We start from the raw sequence: 12891 nt of genomic DNA, 5'->3' as shown, positions 1-12891 counted from the left end.
AGGTTAGGGCGCGATCACAACGTCGAGGTCGGGCTCCGACTCGATGAAGCCCCACTTCGCGGCCATCGCGCTGAGGTCGGTGATGACCTGCGGATCGAGATCCGCCGTCAAGCGCTCGAGCCCGATGCCCTCGACGACCTCCGCGGGCATTCCCGTGAACGACTCGATCGTGGCGTTGTAACCCTCGCGGTCCTCGTTCGCCGCATCGAGGGTGGCGGCGAGCGCCTCGCGCCACAGCTCGAGCTTCTCGGGCTCGCCGTCGACGACCGCTCCGGAGGAGAACGTCACCATCGTCGGCACGCCCGGGAGCGCAGCCTGGTTCGGGTAGCCGAGCACCGAGTAGGTGTCCGGGTCGGCGAGCGCCTGCGAGAGGAACGGCTCGGGGATCCAGACGGCGTCGGCGTTGCCGGCCTCCAACTGCGGGAGGGCGTCAGGGAACGGGATCTCGACGTACTCGACGCTGCTGGGGTCGCCGCCATCGAGCTCGACGGCCTCGTTGATCGTCAGGTCGCCCTGGGTCTTGATCGCGTTCGTCGCGACCGTCAGCCCCTCGAGGTCGCTCCACGACTCGATGCCGTCCTCGGTGCGCGTGACGACGGCGTTGATGTCGTCACCCTCCTCGAGCGAGAACGAGTAGCCGGACACGATGCGCATGTCGATGTCCTGCGTCGCGGCGGTGAGCACGGACAGCGGGTTGCCGACGCCGAAGTCGTAGGCGCCTGTGGAGACGGAGGGCAGCATGGCGGCGCCACCCTGCGCGGTCTCGACCGTGAGGTCGATGCCGTGCTCCTCGAAGATCCCCTGGTCGACGCCGTACTGGACGGCCGCGGCCGGGGCGATCGTGAGAAGGCCGACGGTGATGGGGGTGAGTTCCTCTGTGCCGGCGCCGCCCTCGGCGGCACCGCCTTCGGATCCGCCGCTCGGGGATCCAGAACTGCAGGATGCGAGGAGCAGACCGGCGGCGGCGATGACGCCGACGGTGGTGATTCGGGTGCGAGTGATCATGCTCAGCAACTCCTTCGTGACTGAGGGCGCCGGGCGGCGCGGGTGCTGGGTCCGTTTAGTAGACATCACAACTATTGCGAATGTCAACGTAAGTGGCCAGGATGTTACGCAGCGCCGATAACGATTTTGGCGCGCACCTCAATGAGGAGGATCACGTGTCGAAAACTCTCCACGGCGCGGCGGCACTCGGAGCCGCTCTCGCCCTCATCCTGGGAGGCTCGGCGGCGGCCGCCGCTGCTCCCCCCGCCGCACAGGTCGATCCGGCGGCACCCGGCACCCTCACGCAGTGCGATGGGCTGGTCGACTTCTCGTTCGAGAGCACCACCATCGATGCTGCTGAGCTCGTCCCCGCGGGCGAGTTCGAGAACGCGGGGGCCGCGGTCGGCGAGCACTGCCTCGTGACCGGGCGCATGAACGAGCGCCTGAGCGACGTCGACGGGCAGACCTACGCGATCGGTTTCGAGATGCGGCTGCCGACCGACTGGGCGGGACGCTTCCTGTACCAGGCGAATGGCGGCATGGACGGCAACGTCGTGCCTGCGTTCGGAGCGATCACCGGCGGCCAGCTCGAGAACGGACTGCAGATGGGCTTTGCGGTCCTCAGCTCCGACGCGGGCCACGGGCCGGACCAGAATCCGTTGTTCGGCCTCGACCCGCAGGCGCGTCTCGACTACGGCTACCAGGCCGTCGGCACGCTGACCCCGATGGCCAAGGACCTGATCGCGGCCGCCTACGACCGCGGGCCGGACACGTCCTACATTGCGGGCGGATCCAACGGCGGCCGCCACACGATGGTCGCCGCGACTCGATACGCCGACCTCTACGACGGGTTCCTGCCTGTCGCGCCCGGATTCCACCTCCCGCAGGCGGCGGTCGCGCAGATCTGGGGCGCCCAGCAGTGGAACGAGGTGGCCGAGACCGCAGGCGACCTGCGCTCGGCGCTGACCGACGCGCACCGCGAGACCATCGCGACGGCGGTGCTCGACCGCTGCGATGCCGTCGACGGGCTCGCCGACGGCATGGTGCAGGATGCGGACCGCTGCGCAGAGATCTTCGAGGCGCCGCGTGACATCCCGTCGTGCGTCGGCGGCGCGACTGAGAACTGTCTCCCGGAAGAGACGATCGCGGTCCTGGATCGCGTCATGGCAGGCGCGGTCACGTCGGGTGGCGAAGCGATCTACACCTCGTTCCCGTGGGATGCGGGCATCGCGAACGATGGCTGGGCCGGGTGGAAGCTCGACGCCAGCATGATGCTCGATCCGATGGCGGTCGGCTTCGTCTTCTCGCCGCAGCCCGAATCGCCGGAGATCCTCGCCGACCTGCCCGGCTATGCGCTCGGCGCCGACATCGATGAGAAGGCCGCCGGGATCTGGGAGGAGTCCATCGCCGGCGAGAGCGCGATGGAGTTCATGACTCCTCCGGACGAGACGAACCTCGACGTGCTGCGTGACACCGGCAGCAAGATGATCGTCGTTCACGGCGCCGCCGATGGCGTGTTCAGTCCCGACGACACGGCCGCCTGGTACGACCGCGTCTCGGAGGCGTACGCCGACGCGAACGACTTCGTGCGCTACTTCGAGGTGGCCGGAATGGCGCACGTCAGCGGCGGCGCCGCGACGGATCAGTTCGACGGACTCGGCGCGCTCATCGACTGGGTCGAGAACGGCCAGGCCCCCGATACGCTCGTCGCGTCCGCCCGCGGCGCCGGCAACCCCGGCGGCGAGAACGCCGAGGTGCCGGCCGACTGGGCCGCGGACCGCACGCGTCCGCTCTGCCCGTACCCGACCGTCGCAACCTACACCGAGGGTGACCCCGAGGTCGCGTCGAGCTTCACGTGCGCCGCGAGCGCCGAAGGAACGCCCGAGCCGGAGCCCGCCCCCGAGCCTGAGCCCACGCCGGAACCGGAAGAGACCCCAGAACCGGAGCAGACGCCCGAGCCCGAGCAGACCCCGGGCCCGACGCCCGCTCCCGATGAGCCCTCGCCGGAGCCGACGACGCAGCCGGACGAGCCCGACGAGCTGTCGCCGACCGGCGGCGACACCGTGCCGGCCCTGGTCGGCACGGGCCTCGCGCTCCTCGTCGCGGGCGGAATCGTGATCGCGAGCCGACGGATCCGTTCGCACGGCGCCGGCTAGGGCGAACGCCGGGCATCCGTCGCGGCATGACGAAGCGCCCGTCTCGAGAGATCGAGGCGGGCGCTTCGTCGTGCGGGTCAGTCGGCGAAGATGCCGCGCGCGGCCGGCGGCACCGGCGGGTCGAACACGCGCAACGACGTCGCGAGCATCGCGTAGTAGCCGGTGAGCCAGACGAGCTCGGCGAGCCCCTCGCGCCCGACGACGTCGACCGTCTCGGCAAACGCCGCATCGTCGAGCGCGCCGTCCGCGTGCAGGGCGCGCGTCGCGCGGCAGACTGCGGCGAGCGCCGGATCCGCCGGTTCGCCGCCGCCGCGAATCGCCGCGACGTCATCCGGAGCGACGCCGGCCGCGACCGCCGCCTGCTCGTGGGCGAACCACTCGAAGTCGCTGCGCTCCGCCGCGGCCACGGCGAGGATCGCGGCCTCGCGCGCGGCGGCCGACAGCGTCCCGGCGAAACGGATCGCGCCGCCGAGGCGCTGGACCGCCATCCCCGTCCCCGGGGCGAGCAGCATCGTGGCGAACGGTCCGAGCAGCGCGCCGTCGGCGTCGGTGGTCGGCGTGCGCGAGGTTTCGGCGGCACGCGGTCCGTTCACGATCGCGTCGTAGACCTCACGCCGGGCCGCGTCGAGCTCCTCCGGGTGCGGCGAGGTGAAGCGCTCCGCGTCAGACATCGTCCGGGCCGAGGGTCGGCACGCGCGCCGCATCGTCGGCGAGCTCCTCGACGACGGGCGTGCCGTAGACGTGGAACTCGGGCGGCGGCGGAGCTCCCCAGCCGGGCTTCTTGCCCCACTCTTCGGCGGTCCACACGAAGGTCTCCTGGTCGGGCGCGAAGCGCAGATAGCCGCCGTGGGCGACCTCGATGCGATTGCCGCCCGGTTCGATCGTGTAGAGGTAGAAGCCCTGGATCGCGGTGTGCTTCGAGGGGCCAGCCTCGATGCGCACGCGCGCGTCAGCCATGATGTCCGCGGCACGCAGCACTTCCTCGCGGCTCTCGACCGCGTAGGCGAAGTGGTGCAGGCGCGCGCGGCCCACCGTCTTCTCGGCGGTGTAGATGAGCTCGTGGCCCTGGATCGAACTGCTCATCCACGCGCCGGCCTCACGCTGACCGTCCGGCATGAGGATCGTCTCGTACGTGCGAAGTCCGAACCCGTCCTCCCAGAACTCGCGGCATGCCCGTACGTCGCGCGCGAGCAGGTTCACGTGGTCGAGGTGCTTCACGTTCGCGCCGCGCCCCACGTACGCCTGCACGTTCGTCGGGATCACGGGACGCGTCGCCTCCGACGGGACGTACCGCTCCGTCTCCCAGTAGATGCGGAACTCGTGCCCGTCGGGATCCTCGAACGCGTAGGCGGGGCCGATCCCCTCGTCGGGGTCGACCCACCGCCCCTCGATGCCGGCGTCTGTGAGCCAGGCGACCCGCTGGGCGAGCTCCTCCTCGCCGTCCGTACGCCAGCCGACGTAGTCGAGCCCGGCGCGATCCGACGCTGTCACCTTGAGCGTCCACGCCTCGTAGGTGTTGAAGCTGCGCAGGTAGGTGCTGTCGCCGCGGGTCGCGACCACGTCCATGCCGAGCAGGTCGTGGAAGTACCGGATCGTCTCATCTGGGGTCGGGGTGAGGATGCCGTGAATCCCGAGGTGGGACAGCTGGTGGCGTGTCATGTACGCGTCTCCTCGCGTCGGATCGGTCGGCGGGTCATCGATGTTCGACGGGGTTCGAGAGCGTCCCGATCCCCTCGATCGCCACCTCGACCACCCCGCCGAGCCGGGTCAGGTCGACGTTCTGCACGGCTCCGCCCTTCGCCGAACGCTTCAGCGCCGTGCCCATCGCGATCACGTCGCCCGCCTCGAGCGTCATGTACTGCGACGCGAAGGAGACCACCTCGGCCACGCTGAACCGCAGGTTCGCGGTGTTGTCCTCCGTGACGAGCGCCCCGTCGTGGCTGCACGTGATGCGCAGGGCGTGCGGATCCGGGATCTCGTCGCGGGTCGCGACCCACGGCCCGAGCGGACCGAAGGTGTCGGTCCCCTTGTAGCGCGCGGGGTAGCTGACCCAGCTCTCGACGTACCGGATGCCGTCAGCCGCGTCAGGATCCGGGTGGATCGCGCGGTAGTGGAACGTGTCCTCGCCGCGCATCGTCGGCGAGGTGAGATCGTTCATGATCGTGTAGCCGAACACGTGCTCGTACGCATCGGCGACAGGGATCTCGGATCCGGATCGGCCGATCACGACGGCGAGCTCGGGTTCGGGGTGCACCCGCCCCATCTCTTCTCGCAGGCGGATGGGGCGCCCCGATCCCACGAGCGAGGACGATGGCTTCACGAACATCGCCGGGGTGTCGGGCCCGGACAGGATCCGGTCGGGGTTCGCGCTGTTGTTCAGCGCGACGCACAGGATCTTTGGCGGGCGCCGCACGGGCGGCAGCCAGTGCGCTCCCTCAAGCGAGACGCGGCGGCCCCGTTCGAGCGCGACCGCGGCCGCTTCTTCGAGGTCGGGTTCGCCGCCGAGGAAGACGTGGTCGAGCGACGCCACGCCGTCGACGATCGCCGCCTCGTCGTCGGACACCCGCACGACGAGGGCAGCGGCGCCGTCGATCTCGATCATTCCGAGTCTCATGGCATCAGACCGTGATGACCTTCGGCGCCCCGACGGCCTTCAGGCCGTGGGAGCCGAACTCGAGACCGTAGCCGGACGCCTTCGTGCCGCCGAACGGGACGACGGGGTTGAGCGTGCCGTGCTGGTTGATCCAGACGGTTCCGGATTCGATTCGGCCTGCCAGCGCGAACGCCTCGTCAGGGTTGCCCCAGAGCGATGCGCCGAGCCCCTGCTCCGACGAGTTCGCCCGCGCGATCGCGTCGTCGACGTCGCTGTAGCGCAGCACCGGCAGCACCGGGCCGAACTGCTCCTCCGCCACGAGCGGGGCGTCGTCGTCGATGTCCGCCACGATCGTCGCGCGATAGAACCGCGGGCCGAGCTCCGTCGCGGGCTCCCCGCCCGTGACGATGCGCGCGCCGCGCTGCCGCGCGTCGTCGACGAGGCGCGAGACGATGCCGAACTGCTGATCGGTCGTGAGCGGGCCGAGCGCGCTCTCTTCGCTGGTGCCCGCGCCGAGCGGCATGCTCTCCGCGATGCCGGCGAGCGCCGTGACGACGTCGTCGTAGATCGAGTCGTGCACGTAGAGCCGCTTGAGGGCCGCGCACGTCTGGCCCGTATTGATGAACGCTCCCCAGAACAGCCCCTCGGCGATCGCGGCCGGGTCGGCGCCCGGCAGCACGATCCCCGGGTCGTTACCGCCCAGCTCGAGCGTCAGGCGCGCGAGGTTGTCCGCCGAGCTCTCGACGATGCGGCGTCCCGTCGCCGTCGATCCGGTGAACATCACCTTGTCGACCTCGGGGTGAGCCGAGATCGCCGCTCCGACGTCGCGTCCGCCCGCGACCCCGGTCAACACGCCCTCGGGCAGGTGACGGTTCATCAGCTCGATCACGGCGAGCACGCTCAGCGGCGTGTACTCGCTCGGCTTCGCGACGACGGTGTTCCCCATGCGCAACGATGGCGCGATCTGCCAGATCGCGATGAGCGCCGGCCAGTTCCATGGGTTGATGGCGGCCACGACGCCGAGCGGCTCGTAGCGCAGCACCGAACGCGTGCCCTCCGCCTCGAACAGGACCTCGTCTTCGAGCGGGGTGTCGGCCGCCGTGCGGATCCAGACGGCGCAGCCGCCCGCCTCGAAGCGCGCCCCGGCACCGTTAAGCGGCTTGCCCTGCTCGCGCGCGATGATGTCGGCGAGTTCCTCGGCGTGCGCCTCGACCTCGTCGGCGGCGGCGTTCAGGATCCGCGCGCGCTCCTCGTGGCCGAGCGCGGCCCACGCCGGTTGCGCGCGGCGCGCGGCTGCCAGGGCCGCGTCGAGATCCGCCGTCGTGTGCTCTGGCGCGTGCCCGAAGACCTCGTCGGTGGCCGCATCTGCGACCGGACGTCCGGATCCGCTCGGCGCCGTGATGGCATCGAGAAGTGCGTTGGTCGTCATCGTCTCGTCTCCTTCTCTCATCGATTCGCGAACTGTTCGACGCAGGAGAGTGTCGCGTCATCGACCTCGGCGTCGGCGTACTCGTCCAGGCCCGCGAGGTAGTCGTCGAGCACGCCCTGCGCGTTGTCGAGGCCCTGATCGGTCGCGAGGTCGACCCAGGCGTCGAGAAGCGCGTCGCCCGTCTCGTCGCGCCACTGCTCGGTGACGGACTCGTCCCACTGGCCGAGGTTCTCGACCGTGCTCGCCTCGAGCATCTGTGGGCACTGGTCGGCGGCGGTGCCGTTGAACGCCTCCGCGCCGAGACCCGAGCTGAGCTCCGCGGCGGCGTCGTCGACGATCGTCTTCAGGTCGTCGGGCAGGCCGTCGTAGGCGTCAGCGGAGAGCCACATGCCGAACGACGAGTACTCACCGATCCCGGGGTCCGTCCAGTGCGGCAGCAACTCCATGAGCTTGTAGTTGACGGGGAAGTCCATGCCCGCGGCTACGCCGTCGACGACACCGCGTTCGACTCCCTCGTAGGCCTCGTTCGCCGGGAGAGCGACGATGTTCGCCCCCGCGTCCTCGAACAGCTGCTGGCCGAGCGGACCCGAGACGCGCAACGACAGGCCCTCGAGATCCGACGGTTCCGTGACCTCCGTGGGCGATCCGATCAGCGCGCGGCCGACGGGCCAGGTGCTCAGGTGGTGCAGCCCGTTGCTGTCCATCATCGCCTTCGCGTCGGCGTTATCGACGTGCAGGTCGTACAGCGACTGCATGATCGCCTGCCAGTTCTGCCCGATGAAGGGGATGCTGACGACGCTCGTCGACGGGAAGTACTGCGGCGTGTAGTCCGGGATGGTGACGCCGATGTCGGCGCGCCCGTCGCGCACGCAGTCGACGATCTCCTGCGCGTTGCACAGCGAGTACGCCTCGGTGCGTTCGAACGAGATCCGGCCGTCGCTGCGCTCCTCGACAAGGTCGAGGTAGGCGTCCTGCACCGCGGCGTTGGGGGTGCCGTCGATCGCGGAGGTCACGAGCGTGAGCTCGACCTCCGCGCCGGCAGAGCCTCCGCCATCGCCGTCATCGTCCGCGACGACTCCCGAACAGCCGGCGACGAGCAGCATCGCGGCTGCCGATCCCGCGGCGAGCGCGGCCCTGCGAGTAAAACGTGAGCGTGACATCGAGGATCCTCTCCGTTGAGGGTGTGCCGAGGTGGCGGGTCGATCTCTGACAGTCTCGCCTGCCATGGTCGGCGGGGTTAGTACGTGGGCGAACGGGTCTGGTGCGCTGGCGCACACCCGCGTCAGACGGCGACGAGGGAGGGCAGGAACAGCGTCAGGGCGGGGAACAGCAACAGCAGGGTCGTCGTGACTGCCTCGATGCCGAGGAGCGGCATGACGCCGCGGAACACGGTCTCGGGCTTGACCCCCGTCGCCCCGGAGACGACGAACGTCAGGATGCCGACGGGCGGGGTCACCATGCCGATCTCGATGAACTTCACGATCATGATCCCGAGCCAGATGCCGCTGAAGCCGAACTCGGCGGCGATCGGCACGAGGATCGGCACCGTGATGATGAGGATCGACATCGACTCGAGGAACATGCCGAGCGGCACGAGGCAGACCAGCAGGATCGCCATCACCGCGAGCGGCGGCAGCGGCAGCTCGCCGACCCACTCGGTGATCGCCTGGGTCACGCCCGCGGCGACAAAGAACGTCGACAGGATCGCGGATCCGATGACGACGAAGAACACCATCGAGGTCGCCTGGGCGGTATCGAGCAGCGCATCCCGGAAATGTCTGATCGTCGCGCGGAGCCCCTGCCGTCGATTCTCGACCGCGAGGATCACGAGCGCGGCGAGGGCACCGATCGCGGCCGACTCGGTCGACGTGAATAGCCCGGTGTACATGCCACCGATGACGATGAGGAACAGGATCGCCACGTGTGCGACGCCGCGCCACGGCAGCGACCGGACGCGCGGACGCGACGCGGTGACGGTGTCAGAGGCGGCGCGCTGACGGCCGACGATCTTCTTGTCCTGCAACTCGCTGCGCGCCTCGCCGATCGCTCCATCGAGGTCCTCGTGGTCGCGACTGACCTGTCGCTGACCGGCCACCATGATGTAGACGACGTAGCCGAGCGCGGACAACAGGCCGGGCACGATGCCGGCGGCGAGCATCTGCGCGACCGACTCGCTCGCCATGACGGCATACAGCACGAGGAAAGTACTTGGCGGGATCATCACGCCGAGAGTCCCGGCGACCGCGACGATGCCGGTCGCGAGCGCGGGTGGATACCCCTTCTGCCGCATCTGCTCGACCGAGAGCTTCGCCATCGTCGCCGCGGTGCCGATGCTGGACCCGGACACCGCCGAGAAGCCGGCACAGGCCATGACCGTGGCGACGCCGAGTCCGCCCGGAGCCCGCCGGACGAAGTGGTGTGCGACGGCGAAAACGTTCTCGGCGATGTTGGCACGCACGGCGAGCATGCCCATCAGCACGAACATCGGGATGATCGTGAGAGTGAAGGTCGCGGTCGTAGAGAACGGAACGGATCCGAGCGTGCGTGTTGCGTAGTCGGTGCCCTGCAGCAACACGAGTCCGACACCGCCGGCGGCGCCGAGGCTGAACGCGACGGGCATTCGCGTCGCAAGCAGGACGAGCATGAGGAGGATCGTGAGGACGACCACCTGCCAGATCTGCATGGTCACTCCGCTCCGGCGTGCGCGACGCCGCTCTCGGGGTCGTCAGTGGATCCCATCGGGAGGCGCCGGGTCGAGACCCGCACGACATTCACGACGCACGCCAGCGCGAGCGCGGCGAAGCCGATCACGATCACCCAGCGCAGGGGCCACAGTGGCCACATCACCAGTCCCATCCGCGTCTCGCCCCGCTCTGTCGACGACAGCGCGCGCTGCCCCGTCGCGAACACGAGCCAGAGAGTCACGAGCGAACAGAGGATCCACACGGCGATCCCCACGACGCGATTCAGAGTCTCGCCCAGTCGATCCATGACCAGCGTGACGGCCACGTGAGCGCCCGTCACGAGCGCCCACGAGAGGCCGAGGAAGATGGACACGACAAGCGCGGACTCGGCGATCTCGACCATCGACGGCACGCTCCCGCCACCGACCTGCCGCGCGACCACGTCGACAACGATGGCGACCATCAGCACGACGAGCGCGCCGGCGGCGATCACGCCGAACACGCGGCTCAGGGCGGTGACGAAGCGCTCCATCGGCTCAGCTCTTCTCCCAGAATTCGTACGCTCGCGTGTGATCGACGGCGCCGAGGTCGTCGAGCGCCCCCTCGAACGCGGCGGTCACCGCGTCGCAGATGGGCGCGGCGTGGTCGACCGACCGTCCGAGCTTCTGCGCGATGCGCACGTCCTTCGTCAGCAGCGGCAGCGCGAACCCGCTCGCGAACTTCCGGTCGACGACGTGCGGGCCGAGCACGTGGCTGCTCGAGAACGTCTGCCCCGTGGAGTCGTTGAAGATGTCGACCATGACCTGCGGGTCGAGGCCGAATCGCTCGCCCGCGATGAGTGCTTCGGCGGAGGCCGCGAACGCGGCGCCGGCGACGAAGTTGTTGAGGGCCTTCATCGCGTGCCCCGTGCCGAGCCCGCCGGTGCGGTAGATGCTGCGGCTCATCGTCTCGATGACCGGGATGGCGGTCTCTGCCGCTGCATCGTCGTCGGTGCCGAGCATGATGGCGAGCGTCGCTGCCTCGGCCCGCTCTCGGGCGCCCGACACGGGCGCGTCGACCATGCGGATCCCGTGTGCGGCGAGCATCCGTCCGGTCTCGACCGTCTCGGTCGGATCCGACGAGCTCATGTCGACGATCACGGTCCCCTCGCGGAAGGGGATCCGAAGCTCGTCGCCGTCGAGCAGGGCCGCGCGGACGAGCGCGCTCGTCGGGAGCATCAGCACGACGACGTCGCACGGCGCGAGGTCGGCGCTGGCGACCGCGCTCACGGCGCCGATCCGCTCCGCCGTCGCCGCCGTGAGCTCCGCGTCGATGTCGTGGACCCGCAGCGGGAACCCGCCGCGGGCGATGTTCCGCGACATCGGGCCGCCCATCGTGCCGAGCCCGATGAATCCGACGTCCAAGGTGTCGTCCGTCATGTCTCGCCTTCCGTCTCTGACTGCTCGATCAGGCCGTCTGCGCGGTGCGCGCGGCCTCTCCGTCGATGTCGAGGCTCACGCCGCGTTCGGTGAGCACCTCCTGGATCGCCCGAAGTCCGTCGTTGGCTGCGGGGATCCCGCAGTAGAGGATCGCGTGCAGCGCGATCTCGCGAAGCTCAAGCGGGGTGATCCCGTTCTCGAGCGCGCCGTTGACGTGGATCCGCAGCTCGTGCGCTCGGCCGAGCGCGATGAGCATCGCGACGGTGATCTTGCTGCGCTCCGGAACCGTGAGGCCGTCACGCTGCCAGAAGTCGCCGAAGCAGCTGCGCGTGACGAAGTCCTGCATCTTGTCGTTCAGATCGGTCGTGTGGTGCACCTGGTCTTCGGCGCCGGCGACGCCGAACATCTTCCGGCGCTGCTCAAGTCCCACATCGTGTGCGTCGTCGCGGATGACCACGTGTTCCTCCCACCGGATCGCCTTCGATCCGTCGTCGCGTATGACGGGCTGAGTTCCGCCCGCATGGCCGAGTCTGCCCGTCGCCGAGCGGGACCTCTTGTGATCTCGCGCACGGGCCTGCGGCGCCGGTGCAGACTCGTCGGCTACGGCGAGACGTGCAGCCCGCGATATTCGCGCGGCGACACATCGAACCGCCCCTTAAAGATCTTGCTGAAGTGGCTGGCGTCGGCGAATCCCCACCGCTGCGCGATCTGCGAGACCGACTGCCGGGCGAGCGACGGATCGCTCAGATCGCGGCGGCAGTGCTCGAGGCGCCGCGCACGGATATACCCGGAGACGGTGAGGTCCTCGTCCTGGAAGCGGTACTGGAGGTGCCGGACCGACACGAAGTGCTCCCGCGCGATCGACGCGGCCGACAGGTCGGGGTCGCTGAGGTTCTCCTCGATGAAGGTCGTGAAGGTGCGCATCTCGGCCTGACGGGACGCGCCCTCCTCGAGATCGCCGCCCGCGAGCTCCGCGTACACGAGCGTCGTGAGCAGGTCGAGCGAGCTGCGCGTGATCCGGTCGCCGTGCACGCCGTCAAGCAGGTCGAGGTTCTCGGCCATGTGCTGCATGAACGGCGAGATCACCGAGCCGACTCCCTCGTCGCCCGCGAGCCGCACCGCGGTGATTCGGCGGATCAGTGCGCGCGGGATCTCGAAGGCGTCGGTCGGGAACGCCATGACGAGGCAGCGCGTGTCGTCGGTGAAGTCGAGCGTGTAGGGGCGGCCGGTGTCGTAGATGGCGATGTCGCCCGGACGCAGGAACGCGTCGCGGCCGTCCTGGGCGACGTAGCCGGTGCCATCGAGCTGCAGGCTCAGCTTGAAGTGCTGCTGCTCGCGCCGCGAGATGAGATCGGACGTACGCTCCACCGTGTGGGTGTTCGCCGTGATCTCGCCGATGCTCACCCGGTCGACCTCACGGAAGCGGAGCATCCCCTCGAAGGTGTCGGCGGCGGTGCGCGTGCGCACCCGGAGGGGCACGAAGCGGTTGCCCGCGATCGCCCGCCATTCATGGATCGAGTGGGCGGTCCCGGTCTCGATCCGCTGTGCTGTCGTCGCATCGTGCTCAAACATCGATTCGCCCTCGAATCTCGGCGCAGCCCTCGCGCGCCGTCCCCCTCAGTCTCGG

At 69.5% G+C, this 12891-nt stretch carries 12 protein-coding genes; 1 reads left to right on the top strand and 11 read right to left on the bottom strand.

Features of this window, described 5'->3' with window-relative positions; genetic code table 11:
- Nucleotides 1-3 precede the first annotated feature (3 nt).
- A complete protein-coding gene (locus IEW87_RS03045; protein ID WP_188710825.1) occupies nucleotides 4-1005 on the bottom strand; it encodes an ABC transporter substrate-binding protein in 1002 nt (333 codons plus the stop codon).
- 155 nt (nucleotides 1006-1160) lie between these two features.
- Between IEW87_RS03045 and IEW87_RS03040 the strand changes: the two genes are divergently transcribed.
- Nucleotides 1161-3140: a tannase/feruloyl esterase family alpha/beta hydrolase gene (locus IEW87_RS03040; protein ID WP_229730882.1), complete on the top strand. Its 1980-nt coding sequence runs from the start codon at nucleotides 1161-1163 to the stop codon at nucleotides 3138-3140.
- A 77-nt stretch (nucleotides 3141-3217) separates the two neighbouring features.
- Here IEW87_RS03040 and IEW87_RS03035 read toward each other — a convergent pair whose 3' ends face one another.
- The 10 genes from IEW87_RS03035 to IEW87_RS02990 form a co-directional block, all read right to left on the bottom strand.
- Nucleotides 3218-3811, bottom strand: a complete 594-nt coding sequence (locus tag IEW87_RS03035; protein WP_188710823.1) for a carboxymuconolactone decarboxylase family protein — start codon at nucleotides 3809-3811, stop codon at nucleotides 3218-3220.
- Nucleotides 3804-4799, bottom strand: coding sequence for a VOC family protein (locus tag IEW87_RS03030; protein WP_188710822.1), 996 nt, complete (start codon nucleotides 4797-4799; stop codon nucleotides 3804-3806). Before IEW87_RS03030 ends, IEW87_RS03035 begins: the two co-directional genes overlap by 8 nt.
- 34 nt (nucleotides 4800-4833) lie before the next feature.
- Entirely contained in the window at nucleotides 4834-5754 is a 921-nt protein-coding gene (locus tag IEW87_RS03025; protein WP_188710821.1) for a fumarylacetoacetate hydrolase family protein, read from the bottom strand.
- 4 nt (nucleotides 5755-5758) lie between these two features.
- On the bottom strand, nucleotides 5759-7162 hold the full coding sequence (locus IEW87_RS03020; protein WP_188710820.1) for an aldehyde dehydrogenase family protein: 1404 nt from the start codon (nucleotides 7160-7162) through the stop codon (nucleotides 5759-5761).
- A 17-nt stretch (nucleotides 7163-7179) separates the two neighbouring features.
- Nucleotides 7180-8322 (bottom strand): TRAP transporter substrate-binding protein, encoded by a 1143-nt coding sequence (locus IEW87_RS03015; RefSeq protein ID WP_188710819.1) that lies wholly within the window; start codon nucleotides 8320-8322, stop codon nucleotides 7180-7182.
- A 122-nt stretch (nucleotides 8323-8444) separates the two neighbouring features.
- Nucleotides 8445-9845, bottom strand: a complete 1401-nt coding sequence (locus tag IEW87_RS03010; protein WP_188710818.1) for a TRAP transporter large permease — start codon at nucleotides 9843-9845, stop codon at nucleotides 8445-8447.
- 2 nt (nucleotides 9846-9847) lie between these two features.
- Nucleotides 9848-10378, bottom strand: a complete 531-nt coding sequence (locus IEW87_RS03005) for a TRAP transporter small permease (RefSeq protein ID WP_188710817.1) — start codon at nucleotides 10376-10378, stop codon at nucleotides 9848-9850.
- 4 nt (nucleotides 10379-10382) lie between these two features.
- A complete protein-coding gene (locus IEW87_RS03000) occupies nucleotides 10383-11264 on the bottom strand; it encodes an NAD(P)-dependent oxidoreductase (protein WP_188710816.1) in 882 nt (293 codons plus the stop codon).
- 28 nt (nucleotides 11265-11292) lie between these two features.
- On the bottom strand, nucleotides 11293-11721 hold the full coding sequence (locus tag IEW87_RS02995) for a carboxymuconolactone decarboxylase family protein (RefSeq protein ID WP_229730881.1): 429 nt from the start codon (nucleotides 11719-11721) through the stop codon (nucleotides 11293-11295).
- Between the two features lie 143 nt (nucleotides 11722-11864).
- Nucleotides 11865-12836, bottom strand: coding sequence for an AraC-like ligand-binding domain-containing protein (locus IEW87_RS02990; RefSeq protein WP_188710815.1), 972 nt, complete (start codon nucleotides 12834-12836; stop codon nucleotides 11865-11867).
- Between the last annotated feature and the right edge of the window lie 55 nt (nucleotides 12837-12891).

Origin of the sequence: Microbacterium faecale (genome assembly GCF_014640975.1) — a bacterium.
GTDB classification, from domain to species: Bacteria; Actinomycetota; Actinomycetes; order Actinomycetales; family Microbacteriaceae; genus Microbacterium; species Microbacterium faecale.
The sequence above is the reverse complement of the archived record's forward strand: the minus strand, read 5'-3'. Positions and strand labels throughout refer to the sequence as shown.